This window comes from Agromyces sp. NPDC055658, assembly GCF_053618155.1.
The window spans coordinates 1-17,242 of record NZ_JBSHHD010000049.1 but is presented as its reverse complement, the minus strand read 5'-3'; the positions used below and the strand labels follow the sequence as shown (position 1 = coordinate 17,242).

General features: G+C 72.9%; 17 protein-coding genes. 5 read left to right on the top strand and 12 right to left on the bottom strand.

What is annotated here, in order from left to right:
- Nucleotides 1–140: 140 nt before the first annotated feature.
- From ACWGPE_RS17340 to ACWGPE_RS17330, 3 genes are all read left to right on the top strand, one after another.
- A complete protein-coding gene (locus ACWGPE_RS17340; protein WP_275506649.1) occupies nt 141–992 on the top strand; it encodes an arginase family protein in 852 nt (283 codons plus the stop codon).
- 95 nt (nt 993–1,087) lie between these two features.
- Nucleotides 1,088–2,611 (top strand): dihydrolipoyl dehydrogenase family protein, encoded by a 1,524-nt coding sequence (locus ACWGPE_RS17335; protein ID WP_452049156.1) that lies wholly within the window; start codon nt 1,088–1,090, stop codon nt 2,609–2,611.
- On the top strand, nt 2,608–3,030 hold the full coding sequence (locus ACWGPE_RS17330; protein WP_275506648.1) for a Fe-S oxidoreductase: 423 nt from the start codon (nt 2,608–2,610) through the stop codon (nt 3,028–3,030). Before ACWGPE_RS17335 ends, ACWGPE_RS17330 begins: the two co-directional genes overlap by 4 nt.
- Here ACWGPE_RS17330 and ACWGPE_RS17325 read toward each other — a convergent pair.
- From ACWGPE_RS17325 to ACWGPE_RS17270, 12 genes are all read right to left on the bottom strand, one after another.
- A complete protein-coding gene (locus tag ACWGPE_RS17325) occupies nt 2,993–3,931 on the bottom strand; it encodes a siderophore-interacting protein (RefSeq protein WP_231431504.1) in 939 nt (312 codons plus the stop codon). The two genes, ACWGPE_RS17330 and ACWGPE_RS17325, sit on opposite strands and share 38 nt — an antisense overlap.
- Nucleotides 3,932–4,002: 71 nt before the next feature.
- Nucleotides 4,003–6,138 (bottom strand): iron ABC transporter permease, encoded by a 2,136-nt coding sequence (locus tag ACWGPE_RS17320; RefSeq protein WP_376931128.1) that lies wholly within the window; start codon nt 6,136–6,138, stop codon nt 4,003–4,005.
- A complete protein-coding gene (locus tag ACWGPE_RS17315) occupies nt 6,110–7,078 on the bottom strand; it encodes an iron-siderophore ABC transporter substrate-binding protein (protein WP_452049155.1) in 969 nt (322 codons plus the stop codon). Before ACWGPE_RS17315 ends, ACWGPE_RS17320 begins: the two co-directional genes overlap by 29 nt.
- 73 nt (nt 7,079–7,151) lie before the next feature.
- The gene (locus ACWGPE_RS17310; protein WP_231431507.1) at nt 7,152–8,021 is read right to left on the bottom strand and encodes an ABC transporter ATP-binding protein; all 870 of its coding nucleotides are present in this window, start codon (nt 8,019–8,021) and stop codon (nt 7,152–7,154) included.
- A gap of 47 nt (nt 8,022–8,068) precedes the next feature.
- Nucleotides 8,069–9,499, bottom strand: a complete 1,431-nt coding sequence (locus ACWGPE_RS17305; protein WP_275506644.1) for an amidase — start codon at nt 9,497–9,499, stop codon at nt 8,069–8,071.
- Between the two features lie 76 nt (nt 9,500–9,575).
- Nucleotides 9,576–10,154 (bottom strand): GNAT family N-acetyltransferase, encoded by a 579-nt coding sequence (locus ACWGPE_RS17300; RefSeq protein ID WP_231431509.1) that lies wholly within the window; start codon nt 10,152–10,154, stop codon nt 9,576–9,578.
- Nucleotides 10,155–10,231: 77 nt separating this feature from the next.
- On the bottom strand, nt 10,232–10,927 hold the full coding sequence (locus tag ACWGPE_RS17295; RefSeq protein ID WP_452049154.1) for a uracil-DNA glycosylase: 696 nt from the start codon (nt 10,925–10,927) through the stop codon (nt 10,232–10,234).
- Nucleotides 10,927–11,718 (bottom strand): Type 1 glutamine amidotransferase-like domain-containing protein, encoded by a 792-nt coding sequence (locus tag ACWGPE_RS17290; protein WP_231431510.1) that lies wholly within the window; start codon nt 11,716–11,718, stop codon nt 10,927–10,929. Before ACWGPE_RS17290 ends, ACWGPE_RS17295 begins: the two co-directional genes overlap by 1 nt.
- Nucleotides 11,718–12,437: a Type 1 glutamine amidotransferase-like domain-containing protein gene (locus ACWGPE_RS17285; RefSeq protein WP_452049153.1), complete on the bottom strand. Its 720-nt coding sequence runs from the start codon at nt 12,435–12,437 to the stop codon at nt 11,718–11,720. Before ACWGPE_RS17285 ends, ACWGPE_RS17290 begins: the two co-directional genes overlap by 1 nt.
- Nucleotides 12,434–12,964 (bottom strand): phosphoribosyltransferase, encoded by a 531-nt coding sequence (locus ACWGPE_RS17280; RefSeq protein ID WP_452049152.1) that lies wholly within the window; start codon nt 12,962–12,964, stop codon nt 12,434–12,436. Before ACWGPE_RS17280 ends, ACWGPE_RS17285 begins: the two co-directional genes overlap by 4 nt.
- Nucleotides 12,965–12,998: 34 nt before the next feature.
- Nucleotides 12,999–13,781 (bottom strand): potassium channel family protein, encoded by a 783-nt coding sequence (locus tag ACWGPE_RS17275; protein ID WP_231431513.1) that lies wholly within the window; start codon nt 13,779–13,781, stop codon nt 12,999–13,001.
- Entirely contained in the window at nt 13,778–14,566 is a 789-nt protein-coding gene (locus ACWGPE_RS17270; protein WP_231431514.1) for an SDR family NAD(P)-dependent oxidoreductase, read from the bottom strand. The genes ACWGPE_RS17275 and ACWGPE_RS17270 overlap by 4 nt, the downstream gene beginning before the upstream one ends.
- Nucleotides 14,567–14,625: 59 nt before the next feature.
- On the opposite strand from ACWGPE_RS17270, the gene ACWGPE_RS17265 reads away from it, so the two are divergent.
- The gene (locus tag ACWGPE_RS17265) at nt 14,626–15,726 is read left to right on the top strand and encodes an acyltransferase family protein (protein WP_231431515.1); all 1,101 of its coding nucleotides are present in this window, start codon (nt 14,626–14,628) and stop codon (nt 15,724–15,726) included.
- A gap of 106 nt (nt 15,727–15,832) precedes the next feature.
- Complete coding sequence (locus tag ACWGPE_RS17260; protein ID WP_308191677.1) at nt 15,833–17,212, top strand: bifunctional o-acetylhomoserine/o-acetylserine sulfhydrylase; 1,380 nt, start codon at nt 15,833–15,835, stop codon at nt 17,210–17,212.
- Nucleotides 17,213–17,242 lie beyond the last annotated feature (30 nt).

Genomic DNA, 17,242 nt, shown 5'->3' with positions numbered 1-17,242 from the left:
CCTCGGGGTCGGCCCCGAGGCATCCGCCCCGTCGTCGGAGCCGTCGGCCGCCGATGCGATCGTGTGGCCCGCCCCCGATGGTCGGCGACATCGGCCGTCGCGCTGGTCGTGCGGCGCCAGGCGGCGCGATACTGGAAGGCATGCCAGCAACCTTCGTCGTCGTCCCGCTCTGGCAGGGCTCGGTGTCGTCCCGTGCGATGAGCCTCGCCGACGGCGCGGCCGCGATCCTCGGCGACCTGCCGAGCTCCGCGACCGTCACCGTCGACGTGCCGGTCGAAGCGGGTGAATCGCTCGGCACCGGGGTTCGTCGCTACAGCACCATCCGGCGGGTCCGGGATGCGGCGGCCGAGGCGCTCGCGCTCGTGCCCGACTGGGCCCTGACGATCGGCGGGGACTGCGGCACCTCGCTCGCCGCCGTCGCCCACGCCGTCGAACGCACCGGTGGCGACCTCGCCGTGCTCTGGCTCGACGCGCACCCCGACCTCAACACGCCGGAGAGCTCGCCGTCGGGCGGCTTCGGCGGCATGGCGCTCCGCGCCATCACCGGCGAGGGCGCCGACGGACTCGCGCTCGACGAGGCGACCCGGGTGCCCCCCGCACGGCTCGTGCTCGGCGGCGTGCGCGCCATCGACGACGAGGAGCGCCGGTTCATCGACGAGCACGAGATCCCCGTGCTCACGGTCGAGGACCTCTCCGACCCGACCGTCGTGATCGGCGAGCTCGAGGCGACGGGGGCCTCGCACGTTTTCGTCCACGTCGACCTCGACGTGCTCGACCCGTCGGCGCTCGCGGGACTCTCGTACCCGATGCCGTTCGGTGTCGGAGCCGCGGAGCTCGCGACCCTCCTGCGCGAGGTGGCCGGTCGGTTCCCGCTCGCGGGTGCCGCCATCGCGGGCTTCACCCCCGCGAGTCCGGAGACGGCGGTCGACGACCTGCCGACGATCCTGCGCCTCGTCGGGGCGTTGACGTCGGGCAGCCGTCAGGGTTCCTGATCCGCGGCGACCCGCCCCCGGGCGGGCCTAGGCTGGGGTTCGTCGGCCGTGGCGAAGGACGACTGCGGCCGCGACGGGAGGCGCCGATGACGGGGATGCAGCGCGAGACGGATGTCGTCGTGATCGGCGGCGGGCCGGTCGGCGAGAACGTCGCCGACCGGGCGAGGGCGGCCGGACTCGAGGTGGTCCTCGTCGAACACGAGCTCGTCGGCGGCGAATGCTCGTACTGGGCGTGCATCCCGTCGAAGACCCTGCTGCGGAGTGCCGCGGCGCTGCGGGCGGCGCAACGGGTCCCCGGCGCGGCCGAGGCCGTGACCGGCGCGCTCGACGTGCCGGCGGTGCTGCGCCGGCGCGACGAGTGGGTCTCGGACTGGGACGACCACGGCGCCGTCGGGTGGCTCGAGAGCGTCGGCATCGCGCTCGAACGCGGACACGGCAGGCTCGACGGGCCGCGCCGGGTCGTCGTCGAGCGCCCCGACGGTTCGGACCTCGCCCTCGTGGCCCGACATGCGGTGGTGGTCGCGACCGGGTCGGATCCCCTGATCCCGGAGGTCGACGGACTCGTCGAGGCCGCGCCGTGGGCGAGCCGGGAGGCGACGTCGGTCGAGCGTCCGCCGCGCCGCCTGGCGATCATCGGCGGCGGCGCCGTCGCGGTCGAGGCGGCCACGGCCTTCGCCGGCTTCGGCACGGAGGTCGTGCTGCTCGCCCGCCACGGGCTGCTCGGTGCGATGGAGCCCTTCGTGGGCGAGGCGGTGGCCGAGGGTCTGCGCGGACTGGGGGCGACGGTGCGTCTCGGCGTCGAACCCGTGCGCGTCGCCCGCGACGAGCAGGGGGCGGTCCGCATCATGACCGACGACGGCGACGAGCTCGTCGCCGATGAGGTGCTCGTCGCCACCGGCCGACACCCTCGAACCGGCTCGCTCGGGCTCGAGACCGTCGGGCTCGAGCCGGGTGCCTGGCTCGATGTCGACGACAGCCTGCTCGTGCTGGCGGCCGTCAACGACGAGACGCCGTGGCTGTACGCGGTCGGCGACGTCAATCACCGTGCGCTCCTGACGCACCAGGGCAAGTACCAGGCCCGCGCCGTCGGCGACCTCATCGGCGCACGCGCCACCGGTCGCCCGCTCGACCTCGCGCCGTGGGGCGCGCACACCGCGACCGCCGACCACTCGGCCGTTCCCGAGATCGTCTTCGCCGAGCCCGAGTGCGCGGCCGTGGGCATGACCGCCGAGGCCGCCCGTCGCACCGGACGGGACGTCCGCGTCGCGGACGTCGACTTCGCCGCCGTGAGCGGCGCGGGCATCCACGCCGACGGCTTCACCGGTCGGGCGCGGCTCGTCGTCGACGGCGAGCTCGGCACGGTGATCGGCGCCACGTTCGTCGGGCCCGACGTCGCGGAGCTCGTGCATCCGGCGACGATCGCGATCGTCGGCGAGGTGCCGGTCGACCGGCTGTGGCACGCCGTTCCCGCGTTCCCGACGATGAGCGAGGTCTGGCTTCGGCTCCTCGAGGCCCTCGGCCGTCCGGAGGCGGCCGAACAGGGCGTCGCGGCCGCAGCGGGAGGGGAACCGCGGGGTTCACGACGCACCCGGACGACCGACGAGGAGCCCGCCGCATGACCGCACCCGCATCGAGTCGCACCCTCCGCGTGCGACTCACCGACTCGCGGATCAGCCGCCTCGGCTACTGGTGGGCGACCGCGGTCGGCTTCACGTGGGGCTTCCTCTGGAGCACTGGCCCCGTGACCGTCCGCAACGGCCTCGTCGTGTTCACCGGCATGCCGAAGTGGACCTACGGTCGCGGCGGGTCGTGCGTCGGCGGGTGCTACCTCACGGGGTCGAACGACGGCGACCGGGTGCTCAGCCACGAGGCGGTGCACCAGGCCCAGTGGCGCAAGTACGGCATGCTGCTGCCCGTGCTCTACCTCATCGCCGGGCGCGATCCGCTGCGCAACCGCTTCGAGATCGAAGCCGGGCTCGAGGCGGGCGGCTACCTGCGCGCTACCCCTCGGCGCGGCCGAGCTTCCAGTACCCCATGAAGGCCACGCGCCGGCGGTCGACGCCGAGGCCCTTGACGAGATGGCGGCGGAGCGTCGTGATCGCCGTCGCCTCGCCGGCGAGCCAGGCGTAGACGCCGTCGTCGGCCGTGGCCTCGGGCACCTCCCAGAGGATCTCGTCGTCGGCGAGTGCGGGCAGCTCGGCATCGGCGGGGGCGGCGGCCTCCGCCCGGGCGGCGCCCCGAGCGCCGAGCTCGTCGTCGGCCCAGGCTCGGACCGCCTCGACGAGCCGGGCACCGTAGGTCGCTTCAGCGTGCTCGTCGCCACCGCGGTGCAACCACTGCACGACGACCCCGGGCGGCGCCTCGATGTCGAGCACGTCGCCCGCGGCGGGCACTTCGAGGAACGCGGCGCCGCGCGCGGATGCCGGAAGCTGCGCGAGGATGGCGCTCATCGCCGGCACCGCCGTCTCGTCGCCGGCGATGAGCAGCGTGCCGGCCGTGCCGGGGTGCCACTCCCACCCGCCGGGCGGCTCGTCGCTCGTCGCATCGGGCGCGACGAGCAGCATCCGCTCCCCCGGCTCAGCACGTGCGATCCAGCGCGATGCCGGCCCCGAGTCGCCATGCGCGACGAAGTCGACGTCGAGCTCACCGGTCTCGGGGCGCGCGTCGCGGATCGTGTACGTGCGGATCGGGTTGCGCCGTTCGTCTGGCAGCGCGCGCCAGTCGCCGAACCAGTCGTCGCCCCTCGGGAAGCAGCCGAACCCGTCGTCCCCCTCCGGGACGCCTTCGAGCGGGAGGACGACCTTGATGCGCTGGTCGGGTCCGTCCCAGCCGACGTCGTTGAGATCATCGCCGCGGAAGGTCACCCGCACGAAGTGCGGCGACATCCTTCGGATCTCGCCGACGACGGTCTCGAAGACGCGGTATCCGGGCTTGGCCATGGAGCTGGCTCCTGTCGTGGGGTCGGGGTCGGATCGAGCGGGAGCGGGTCGCGCAGCGGCCCGCCGGTTCGTCAGGCGGTACGGCGCGAGCGCCAGAGCAGCCACACGAAGTACGGCGCGCCGACGACGGCCGTCACGAGTCCCGCGGGCAGCTGCCCGGGCGCGATGACGGTGCGGCCGATCGTGTCGGCGACGGTCACGAGCAGTGCGCCGAGGAGCGCCGCGAGCGGCAGCACGAGCGCATGGCGGGCGCCCACGAGGGCTCGTGCGGCGTGCGGCGCGACGAGCCCGACGAAGCCGATGACGCCGACCGCCGAGACGGCGGTCGCGGTCAGCGCGACCGCGATCGCGAGCAGGCCGAGCCGTGCGTTGCCGAGTCGCACGCCGAGCACCCGAGGGGTGTCGTCGTCGAACGCGAGCAGGTCGAGTTCGCGCCGGGTCGCGACCAGCAGGGGCAGCGCGACGGCGAGCACGACGACGAGCGGGATGAGCTGCGGGAACGTCCGCCCGTAGGTCGACCCCGAGAGCCAGGTCAGCGCCTTCGCGGCGTTGTACGGGTCGGTCGCGATGATGAGCATCGCGACCATCGCCGAGGCCGCAGCCGAGACGCCGAGCCCGACCAGGATGAGCCGGCTCGTCGCGAGCCCGCCGCGAAGCGACAGGCCGAACACGATGAGGGCCGCGGCCGCCGCGCCGACGAATCCGCCGGTCGTGACCGCGACGAAGCTCGCGAGCGGCCAGAAGGTGATGACGAGCACCGCGCCGACGCCCGCGCCGCCCGTCACGCCGAGGATCGCGGGTTCGGCCAGCGGGTTGCGCGAGACCGCCTGCACGACCGTGCCGGCGACGGCGAGGGCCGCGCCCGCGAGGATCGCGGCGGCGACGCGCGGGGCGCGCGTGTTCATGACGAACTCGACGAGCGGGCCCGCCTGCCCGGTGGCCCAGTTGAGCACGTCGCCGCCGAGCAGCTTCGCGTCGCCGAGGAGCAGCGACACGAACGCGAGGATGACGAGGAGCACGGCGGCCCCGGCGATCACGAATGCGCGCCCCCGCCGTGAGAGCCCGGTGCCGATCACGAACCCGCTCGCGGCCTCGCTCGTCGCGCGCGACCGCAGCGCGAGCGCGATGAGGAACACCGCGCCGAAGATGGTGGTGACGACGCCCGTCGGCACTTCGACGGCCGCCTCCCCGCCGAAGGCGAGCCGGAGCAGCACGTCGGCGCCCAGCACGACGATGACGCCCATGAGCGCCGCCGCAGGGATGAGCAGGACGTGCCGCTGCATGCCCGGCACCCGCACGGCGATGAGCCGCACGATCGCGGGCGCGGCGAGGCCGACGAAGCCGATCGGACCGACGAGGGCGACGGCCGAGGCCGACAGCAGCACGGCGATGACGACGCCGACGAGGCGGGTGCGCCGCACGTCGACGCCGAGCACCGTCGCGGTGTCGTCGCCGAGCGCGACGAGGTCGAACTGGCGTGCGAGCACGAAGAGTGCCGCGACGGCGACGCCGACGACCGGCGCGAGCTGCGCGGCGGGGCCGATACCGGTCTGCGCGAGGGTGCCCTGGCTCCACGCGTAGAGCCCGGTCGTCCGCTCCGGGAAGAGCAGCAGCAGCATGGTCGTGAGCGCCGTCAGGGCGAGCGCGATGGCGGAGCCCGCCAGCACGAGGCGGACGGTGCCGCCCGATCCGCCGGAGCCGCCGGTCGCGCCGCGCGAGCCGCTCGCCGAGAGCGCCAGCACGAGCCCCGCGGCGGCGAGGCCGCCGATGAAGGCCACGGCACCGCCGCCGATCACGGGCAGGGAGATGCCGAATGCGGCGACGACGACGACCGAGAGGTACGAGCCGGCGTTGACCGCGAGCGTGTCGGGCGAGGCGAGCACGTTGCGCGAGACCGACTGCAGGATGAGGCCGGCGACCCCGAGCGCGATGCCGACGACGACGCCGGCTGCGAGCCGCGGCATCCGGGAGGCGAGGAAGATCGCGGCCGACTGGTCATCGCCGCCGGTGCCCGTGATGAGGCCGACGAGTTCGGGCAGCCCGACACCCGACGACCCCTGGGTGACGTGGACTGCGGCCAGGAGCGTCGCGACGACGACCCCGACGGCCAGCAGCAGGACCGCGCCGAGCCGGGGGCGCTCACGGCTCCCGGCCGGCGCGGCGGACGACACGGTCGTCTCAGCCCGCGAGGGTGTCGACGACCGCATCGATGTAGTCGTTCATCGACGAGGGGCCGCCGAACATCCAGATGCCGTCGGGCAGGCGGTGCACGTTGCCCGACTGCACGAACGGCAGCGACTTCCAGACCGCGTTGTCGGCCAGGTCGACCGCGTATGCGTCGGCCTCGCCGTTCGTGATGTACAGGAACTGCAGGTCGCCGAGGCCGGTGAGCCCTTCGACGTCGGTCGAGCCGAGGCCGTAGTCGGCGTCGCCCTCGCCCGTCCAGGCGTTCTCGAGGCCGAGCTCCTCGGTGACGGCGGTGAGCAGGGCGCCCTCGGTGAACGGTCGGATCGAGACCTGGCCGCCCGAGGCCCACGAGTCGCTCATCATGAACGGCGTGCCGGCGAGTCCCGCCTCCTCGATCGCGGCCCTGCCCTCGTCGATCTCGGCGTGGAACCCGTCGAGGAGCGCCTCGCCCGCCTCCTCGGTACCGGTCGCCGTGGCGATGCGCTCGAGGTTCGACTCCATCTGGCCGATCGGGTTCGAGGCGTCGGCACCGCGCACCACGAGCACGGGAGCGAACTCCTCGACCTGCGCGATCACGGTCTCTGGCAGGTCGGTCGTGGTGACGACGAGGTCGGGGGCGAGGCCCGCGATCGCGTCGACGGAGGGCTCGCCGCGCATGCCCACGTCGGTGACGCCCTCGTCGAGCGGCTCGGACTGCACCCAGGCCGTGTAGCCGGCGACGTCGGCGACGCCCGCGGGCATGACGCCGAGGGCGACGAGGTTCTCTGCCGTGTTCCATTCGAGCGCGACGACCTTCTCCGCGGGCGCGTCGAGCGTGATCTCCTCGCCGCGGTCGTCGGTCACGGTGATCGCCGCGTCGGCGTCGGTCGCCGCTTCGGGCGCCTCGGTCGTGCCGCATCCGGTGAGGAGCAGCAGGAATGCCGCGGCGACGGCGCTGAGGGCGATGGCGGGTGTTCTCATGGCAGAGGATTCCTCATGGTCGGGCGCGCGGGCACAGCGGTGCCCGCGCATGGGGGGTGGTCGGGGATTCGGGTCAGGCGACGGCGAGGCGCGGACTGCGCTGCCTGGTGTTGTAGCGGCCGATGGGGCACGTGGTGATGCAGCCGCGTTCGTCGACGTCGACGTCGACCCGGATGCCGTAGGCCGAGCTCAGCACGTCGCTGACGAGGACCTCGGCCGGGGTGCCGACGGCACGTACGCGGCCGGACTCGAGGAGCACGATGCGGTCGGCGATCGCCGCCGCCTGGTCGAGGTCGTGCAGCACGACGCCGATCGTCACGCCGTGCTCGTCGGCGAGTTCGCGGATGAGGTCGAGGAGCTCGACCTGGTAGCGCAGGTCGAGGTAGGTGGTCGGCTCGTCGAGGAGGAGCACCCCGGTGTCCTGCGCGAGGCAGGCGGCGAGCCACACGCGCTGCAGCTGTCCGCCCGAGAGCTCGTCGACGGCGTGCGCCGCGAGGTCCGCGACGCCCGTCAACTCCATCGCCCGGTCGACGATCGCGGCACCGCCGGCATCGCCCGCGATGAAGCGGCCGCGGTGCGGGTGGCGCCCGAACTCGACGAGCTCGCGCACCGAGAGCCCGCCCGGCGTCGGGCGGCTCTGGGCGAGCAGCGTGACCCGCCGGGCGAACTCGCGCGCGCTGAGCGTTGCGGCGTCGACGCCCCGCTCGGCGAGGTCGTCGGCCGTTCCCGGCGCCCCGTCGGAGACGGTGTGCGCGTCGCCGCCGGCGAGCAGCACGCGCCCCGAGTCGGGTCGGTGCAGCCGTGCGAGCGCACGCAGCAGCGTCGACTTGCCGCTGCCGTTCGGCCCGACGAGGGCGGTGACCTTGCCCGGTTCGAGGTGGAGCTCCGCGCCGTGCACGACTGGCGTGCCGTTGTAGGAGATCGTGAGGTCGAGACCGAGCATGCCTCCACTATAGGTGAGGCTTACCTAACCTCGTCAAATCCGCTTCGTCATGATGCCCAGAGGGCGGGATGCCGCGTGCTGCGGCCGCTCCGACGCTCGAGCTGCGCGGCGATCGAGAACAGCACGCCCTCGCCGCCGGGTCGGCCGATGAGCTGCACGCCGAGCGGCACCCCGTCGTCGGTCTCCGCGACGGGCACCGTGATCGCCGGCAGCCCCGAGACGTTCACGAACGAGGTGAACGGAGTGAACTGCACCTGCTGGGCGAAGTTGCGCTCGCCGTCGACCGCGTCGTACCAGCCCACCGGCCTCGGGGTCAGCGCGAGCGCCGGGGTCACGATCGCGTCGAACGACGCGAAGCGGCGGATCACCCGCTCCTCGAATCCCGCGAGCCAGGCGAGCGCCTCGGCGAGCTGCCGGGCGGGCACCGTGCGTCCGCGCTCGACCAGCCAGCGGGTGAGCGGCTCGAGCAGCGCCTCGCGGTCGCCGTCGACCGGGATCGTCGCCGCGCCCGCCTGCCAGACCGTGCGGAACGCGTCGGCGTAGCCCGGTTCCGGCGAGGCCGGCACCCGTTCGATGCCGTGGCCCATTCCGTCGAGCACGCCGATCGCCTGGTCGAGCGCGGCGATCGCCGGCGCTTCGATCGAGATCTCGACCCAGTCGTCCCACGGCGAATCGGTCATCACTCCGAGCTGGTAGCGCCCCTCGCCGCGGATCGCCGCGCCGAGGAACGGCCCGTCGTCGCCCGGCGCGCGCAGTGCGTACCGGTGCGCTGCGGGATAGCCGAGCGGCGCGATCAGCCCGTCGAGCAGCAGCGCGGCGTCGGCGACCGTGCGGGCGATCGGACCCGCGACGCCGAGGCCCGCGAGGCTCGCGAGGCCCGGCCCGGCCGGCACCCGGCCGCGGGACGGCTTGACGCCGACGAGTCCGCAGGCGGCGGCCGGGATCCGGATCGAGCCGCCGCCGTCGGAACCGGGGGCGAACGGCAGCATGCCGGCGGCGACCGCGGCCGCCGCTCCCCCGCTCGACCCGCCCGCCCCGAGCTCGAGGTTCCACGGGTTCCGCGCCGGCGGGAAGGCGAGGCCCTCGGTGTACGACGGCAGGCCGAACTCGGGCGTCGCCGTCTTGCCGAGGCTCACGGCACCCGCCGCGTCGACGGCGCGGACCAACTCGTCGGACTCGTCGGGCACGAAGTCCGCGAACGCACGCGATCCGAATTCCGCAGGCACGCCCGCGCGGAGCTGCAGGTCCTTGTCGGCGAGCGGGAGCCCCCACAGCGGTCTCGACCGCGGCACGTCGCGCTCGACGACGCCGGCTCGCGCGATGGCGAGCTCGGGCGTCACCGTCGCGAATGCGCCGACCTCGGTGTTCAGCCGTTCGACCCGCCCGAGGTAGTGAGCGGCGAGCTCCGTCGGCGACACCTCCCCCGCCTGGAGCAGCCGGTACTGGTCGAGGGCGGTGTGCTCGTGCAGCTCGGTCATGCCCCGAGCCTACGGCGGTGCCGGCCCGCCGCCGGCGGCACCGTCGACCGAGCGGTGCGGCCGCGAGGCATCCGCCCTATTTCAGCGAACGCTGCATGAGGATCGTGCCGAGCCACCGGTCGAACTTGAATCCGACCCGGCCCATCCGTCCGATCTCGGTGAATCCGAACCGCTCGTGCAGCACGAGCGAGCCCTCGGCGCCCTGGTCGGCGATGACGGCGATGATCTCCTTGATGCCGGCGGCCTTCGAGCGTTCGATGAGCTCGCCGAGCAGCACCCGACCGAGGCCCTTGCCGGTCGCCGCCGGTCCGAGGTAGATCGAGTCCTCGACGGTGAACCGGTAGGCGCGCTTCGGTTTCCACGGCGCGACGAGCGCGTAGCCGAGCAGCTGCCCCGTCGGCGACTCGGCGACGATGAACGGCATGCCGAGGTCGGCGAGCTGCACGAACTTCGCGCGCCACTCGGCGAGCGTCATCGGGTCCTCGTCGAACGTGACCGTCGAGTTCGCGACGTAGTGGTTGTAGATCTCGCGGACGCTCGGCAGGTCGGCCGGAACGGCGTCGCGCAACGAGTACTCGAACGGCGCCTCGACGGGCGCGGGCTTCCGCAGGTGATGCGGGAGCACCCGGCGTTCCTGGTATTCCTCCTCGAGCATGCCGTCAGACTACGTCGGCGAGATTGCGAGCAGGTTTCGGGATGCCTCGGCGTGAGCCGCCGCTGCCATGGCGGCGCTCATGCCGGCAGGTGCCAGTCGACCGGGTCGGCGCCCTGCGCCTCGAGCAGCGAGTTCGCCCGGCTGAACGGCCGCGATCCGAAGAAGCCGCGCGACGCCGACAACGGACTCGGATGCGCCGACTCGATCACCGGGGTGTCGCCGAGCAGCGGCTTCAGGCCCTGCGCATCGCGCCCCCAGAGGATGGCGACGAGGGGGGTGCCCCGGCCGACGAGCGACCTGATCGCGTGGTCGGTCACCTCTTCCCAGCCCTTGCCGCGGTGCGAGGCGGCCTCGCCCGGCCGTACCGTGAGCACGCGGTTCAGGAGCATCACGCCGTTCCGGCTCCAGTGCGTAAGGTCGCCGTGCGCCGGCGGTGCGACGCCGAGGTCGTCGTGCAGTTCGCGGTAGATGTTCTGGAGGCTCCGCGGCACCGGTCGCACGTGCGGGTCGACCGCGAACGAGAGCCCGATGGGATGCCCTGGGGTCGGGTACGGGTCCTGTCCGACGATGAGCACGCGCACGTCGGCGAGGGGCGCCACGAATGCGCGCAGCACGCGGTCTCCGGACGGCAGGTAGCCGCGACCGGCCGCCGTCTCGGCACGCAGGAAGTCGCCCATCGCCGCGATGCGAGGGGCGACCGGCGCGAGGGCGCCTGCCCAGCCCGGGTCGATGAGGCCGGCTTCGGCGAGCTCGCCGAGGCTCTTCGCCGGCATCACGCGCCGACCGTCGCGACGACGACACCGTGTTCGGCGGGAAGCACCCGCCAGACGCTGCCGGAACCCTCGACCCTGAGTCCGTCCTCGCCCAGGATGAGCACCGTGCGCTCGTCGATGCCGAGCGCGCCGTCGATGAGGCCCGACTCCACCGCGGCCACGATGCGGGAGAGCATGCCGCGCTGGGCCACGTGCACCTCGACGGCGATGTCGACGAGCCCGATGCCCGCCCCGATCCCGAGCTCCGAGCCCGGCTCGTCGGGGTCCTCGGGCGAGACGATGATGCCGTCGATGCGCGAGCCGCCGTCGAGCGAGCCCTCGGCGGCGATCATCGCTCCGGCCGAGACGCCGAGGTACGGCACGCCGTCGGCGACCTGCCGTCGCAGTTCGTCGAACAGCGGCTCGAGTCCCGCGCGCACCTCTTCGACGATGCCGCCGCCGACGGCGATGCCGTCGACGTCGGCGAGCGCGGCGAGCCCGATCTCCTCGCCGCCGTGCACGGCGGTCACGTGCGGATCGAACTCGCCTGCCGCGGAGATGACGTCGACGAGCACTGCGGCCCGGCCCGGGCCGTCGGGATGCACGGAGATCACCGCGATGCGCGGGCGGGTGCGACCCATCGCTCGGCCGCGTGCGGCGGCCTCGGCGACGAACGGCGCGTACAACCGAGCATCGGCGCCGGTGAGCGCACCGCCGCCGACCAGGTGGACGTTCGCACTGCTGCCCGGCCCGGCGGCCTCGGCGCCGATCGGCCCGGCTCCGGCGATTTCGTCGAGGCGCTTCCCGGACATCACGCGCCGATCGTCGAGACGACGACGCCGTGCTCGGCGGGCAGCACCCGCCAGACGCTGCCGCGGCCCTGCACCTCGAGGCCGCCCTCGCCGACGATGAGCACCGTCTCCTCGTCGATGCCGAGGCCGCCTTCGGCGATGCCGGCCTCGACCGCGGCGACGAGACGCGAGAGCGCACCCCACTGGGCGACGTGCACGTCGATCGCGACGTCCACGAGTCCGATGCCGGGCGCGACGGTGACCTCGTCGAGGCCCTGGTCGCCCGACTCGGGCGACACGGTCACCCCGCCGATGGCCCGGCCGCCGATCAGCGCCCGTTCCGCGGCGATCATCGCGCCCGCCGAGAATCCGAGATAGGGGGTGCCAGCGGCCACGAGCCGTCGCAGTTCGCCGAACCGCGGCTCGAGCGCGTCGCGGTACGCGGGGGTGTTGCCGCCGCCGACGATCACGCCGTCGACGTCGGCGAAGGCCGACGGCGGCACGTCGCCGCCGTGGGCGACCGCCGTCACGACCGGGACGAACGCGCCGACCGCCGCAGCGACCTCGACGAACTTCGCCGCATGCGCCTCGGCGTCGCCGTCGCGCACCGCCACCACGGCGATGCGGGGCTCGGCGCGGCCGGCCGACGCCGCCCGGTGCGCGGCCTCGACGATGAAGCGCGAGAAGACCGCGGTGTCGCCGTCGGCGGGCCAGCCGCCGCCCACGAGGTGGACGCTCACGCGGTGCCCTCGACGGTCTGCGCGGTGACCGGCGGCAGCGCCGACCAGGGGAACACGATCCAGTCGTCGGTGTCGCGGTAGCTGTAGTCGGGCACGAGGATGGTGCGCGACTTCGTGTAGAGCGTCGCCGTGCGCACGTCGGCGCCCACCTCGGTGAGCAGTTCGAGCACCTTCGCGAGCGTGCGCCCCGAATCGGAGACGTCGTCGACGAGCAGCACCTTGAGGCCCGCGAGCGCGGGCGCGTCGAGCATCGGCGGGTGCACGATGGGCTCGGGCAGCACCTGCTCGATGTCGGTGTAGAACTCGACGTTGATCGAGCCGCACTGCTTCGTGCCGAGCGCGTACGCGATCGCACCCGCGAGCAGCAGCCCGCCGCGGGCGATCGCGATCACGACATCGGGCTTGAAGCCCGAGCCGAGCACATCGCCGGCGAGCGAGCGAGCCGCCTCGCCGAACCGGTCCCAATCGAGGATCTCGCGGCGGATCTCGGGCACTCCGAGGCCGGCGTCATTCGCATCGAACGTCATCTGGAGATCGTATCGGGCCGCCGCGGCGGGCGGGTCAGCGATCCGCTCCGTCGGCCGGCGATCCGTGCGCCGCTCCCCCGCCCGACTCGTCCCGACCGATCGGGCGATCGCGCGCGGCGGCCCGCCGCGCCGCCGCCTCGACCTCGCGGTCCGACCGCGCCTGGCCGACCCGCTCGCCGATGTACGAGATGATCGTCGCCGACGCGGTGCCCACGATCACGACGCCGCCGGCCATCAGGAAGACGGCGTAGAACCGCCCCTCGGTGGTGATGGGGTACATGTCGCCGTAGCCGACGGTCGCGACCGTGACGATCGCCCACCAGATCGCATCGCCGAACGTCGTGATCGTCGCACCCGGTGCGCCCCGTTCCGCCTGCAGGGTCGCGAGCGCGATGAAGTAGACGAAGACGATCGCATAGGTCGTGCCGTAGATGATGATGTTGGCGCGCACCGCCGCACCGCTGCGTCGCTGCAGGTACGGCACGTTGCGCAACAGGGCGAGCACGCGGAACGCGCGGAACAGCGGCACGATCGCCGACAGGACGTCGACCGGATGGGAGCGGATGAACGCCCAGCGGCCGCCGCGGGGCGTGAGCGAGATCCGCACGACCACGTCGGTCACGAAGACGAGCCAGGCGACCACGAGCGCGACGAAGAGCGGCGAACCCGGCCCGCGCGGAATCCACGGAGCGAGGACGTAGATCGTGTAGGCGACGATGAAGACGACGCCGAGCACCACGAGCGGAATCGTCGTGCGCCGTTCCCATGCATCCCGACGCGGGGCCGGCCGCTCCGCTGACGCGGCATCGGTCGTCATGGGGCATCCGTTCCACGGACGGCGAGGGGGCCCTTCGTCAGCCGGTACGGCGCGGCCTGCGCGACCGGCTTCACGACGATGAGGTCGAGGTCGACGTGCCGGGGCTTCTGCACGGCGTCGACGATCACGCCGGCGATGTCCTCGGCGACGAGCGGATCCGGCACGTTCTCGTACACGGCGTCGGCCCGGGCGCGGTCGCCCCCGAAGCGCACGAGGGCGAACTCGTCGGTCTTGACGAGGCCCGGCGCGACCTCGATCACCCGCAGCGGCTCGCCGTTGAGCTCGAGCCGCAGCACCTCGGTGAGCGCGTGCGCGGCGAACTTCGCCGCGTTGTACCCGCCGCCGCCGACGTAGGCGGTGTGCCCGGCGATCGACGTGACGTTCACGATGTCGGCGACGCCGCGCGAGATCGCGCCCTGTCGCAGCAACGGCAGCAGGGCGCTCGTGACGCGCTTGAGGGCGAGCACGTTGACCTCGAACATCCACGCCCAGTCGTCGATCTCCGAAGCCTCGACCGAGTCAAGCCCCTTCGCCCCGCCCGCGTTGTTCACGAGGGCGTGGACGGGGCCGGTCGCGGCGAGGTGGTCGCGCAACGCGTCGACGTCGGACTGCTGCGTGAGGTCGGCGACGAACACGGAGGCCCCGGTCTCGGCCTCGAGCACCCGAAGGCGCTCCTCGCGGCGGGCCACGCCCACCACGTCCCATCCGGCCGCCCGGAGCGCCCGTACCGTGGCCGCCCCGATGCCCGAACTCGCACCCGTCACGACCGCACGAAGTTTCGCCATGCGCCCATTCTGCCCGCAACCGGCCGCGGTCTTCGGGAACCGTGCGCTTGAATGGAGTGATGCACACGAGGATCGACCACCCCCGGCCGACCCGCAAGCGGGTGCCGCTGTGGGACAACGCGCGCTGGATCGCGATCACGCTCGTCGTCGTCGGGCACGGCATCCTGCCGCTCATCGCCGAGTCCGACAGCGCGTACAGCGTCTACCTGTTCATCTACTCGTTCCATGTCGCGGTCTTCGTCGTCGTGAGCGGCTACTTCGCGAAGTCGGGGCCGCCGAACGCCAGGGCGCTGCGGCAGATCCTCACCGACATCGTCTTCCCGTACTTCATCTTCGAGACGATCTGGACGGTCCTCCGCTGGCTCCTCGGCGGGGACTTCGACCTCGACTTCACGACCGCGTCGTGGACCCTGTGGTTCCTCATCGCCCTCGCCGCCTGGCGCATCGTGCTGCCGTACCTCGTGCTGCTGCGCTACCCCCTGCTGATCGCGATCGTCATCTCGATCGGCGCCGGCTACACGGAGACGATCGACTCGACCTTCGCGCTCACACGCACCTTCGGCATGCTGCCCTTCTTCGTGTTCGGCTGGAAGCTCAGGCAGTGGCAGGTCACCGGACGCTGGCTGGAGCTCCGCCCGGCCGTGACCTGGCGCTGGCGAGCGGGCGCGATCGCGCTGTTCGCCGTCGTGCTGGCCGTCATGCCGATGACGATCGAGACGCTCCGCGACCTGAAGCTCCGCCGCTTCATGCTCTACGACGAGTCCTACGAGGCGATCGGCTACGACGAGCCGTGGTCGGGCGCCATCCGCCTCGTCCTGCTCCTGTCCGCGATGGTGCTCGCCGTCGCGTTCCTCGTGCTCATGCCCCGGGGCGCCCACTGGTTCACGCCCTTCGGCCGGGCGACCATGTACATCTACCTCCTGCACCCGTTCGTGCTCTTCCCGTTCCGCGAGTCGGGCATCCTCGCGGGCGACCAGCCGTTCTGGGTGCTGCCCGCGATGATCGCGTTCTGCGTCGGCATCGCGATCGTGCTCTCCCTGAAACCGGTCCGGCGCGTCTTCCGCCCGCTCGTCGAACCGCGCGCACGGTGGCTGTTCCGCCCAGAGCCGTCGACCGCGACCGGCACGATCGTGCTGCCGCCCGACCCCGAGCGGCACTGACCCCGAGCCCGCACGGAGCGGGCGCACGCCTGCCTCGCCCGTGACGCCGTGTTGCGGGCTCCGTTGCCCGACTCCACCGCCGCGCCTAACGTGACTCGACAACGCCATCGCGACTGGCACGACCAGCTCGACCCGGCCGCGCACGACTTCCGAGGAGACATCCATGACCAGCAACGCCGACTGGCGCTTCGAGACCAAGCAGGTCCACTCGGGCGCTGCGCCCGACCCCGTCACGAAGGCCCGCGCGACGCCGATCTACCAGACCACGTCGTACGTGTTCGACAACGCCGAGCACGCGCAGAACCTGTTCGCGCTCGCCGAGTTCGGCAACATCTACACGCGCATCCAGAACCCGACCCAGGCCGTCGTCGAAGAGCGCATCGCGGCGCTCGAGGGCGGCACGGGCGCGCTGCTGCTGGCATCGGGCCAGTCGGCGTCGACGTTCGCGGTGCTGAACATCGCCGAGGCCGGCGACCACATCGTGTCGTCGTCGTCGATCTACGGCGGCACGTACAACCTCTTCAAGTACACGCTCGCGAAGCTCGGCATCGAGACCACGTTCGTCGAGAACCAGGACGACCCCGACGAGTGGCGCCGCGCCGTCCGGCCGAACACGAAGCTCTTCTTCGCCGAGACGATCGGCAACCCGAAGATCAACATCCTCGACATCGAGCTCGTGTCGGGCGTCGCGCACGAGGCCGGCCTCCCGCTCATCGTCGACAACACCATCGCGACGCCGTACCTCATCCGCCCGTTCGAGCACGGCGCCGACATCGTCATCCACTCGGCGACGAAGTTCCTCGGCGGCCACGGCACCGTGATCGGCGGCGTGATCGTCGACGGCGGCAGGTTCGAGTGGTCGAAGAACGTCGCGAAGTTCCCGGGCCTCACCGAGCCCGACCCCTCGTACCACGGCGCGAGCTACACGACCGCGGTCGGCGACGGCCTCGCCTACGTCATCAAGGCGCGCGTGCAGCTGCTCCGCGACCTCGGCGCGGCGATCGCCCCGGCGAGCGCGTGGCAGCTGATCCAGGGCATCGAGACGCTGTCGCTGCGCGTCGAGCGCCACGTGCAGAACGCGCAGGAGATCGCGGAGTGGCTCGACAACCACCCCGAGGTCGCGAGCGTCAACTACTCGGGCCTGCCCTCGAGCCCGTGGTACGCGGCGGCGAACAAGTACGCCCCGAAGGGCGTCGGGGCGGTGCTCTCGTTCGAGCTCAAGGGCGGCGTCGACGCCGGCCGCGCGCTCGTCGACGGCCTGTCGCTGTTCAGCCACCTCGCGAACATCGGCGACGTGCGCTCGCTCGTCATCCACCCGGCGTCGACGACCCACTCGCAGCTCACGCCCGAGCAGCAGCTCACGACGGGCGTGACGCCCGGCCTCGTGCGCCTCTCGCTCGGCATCGAGAACATCGACGACCTCAAGGCCGACCTCGAGGCGGGCCTCGCGGCCGCTCGCGCGGCGACCGACGCGGCTCGCGTCTGACGTCGTTCCGAGGGGCGGATGCCTCGAGCC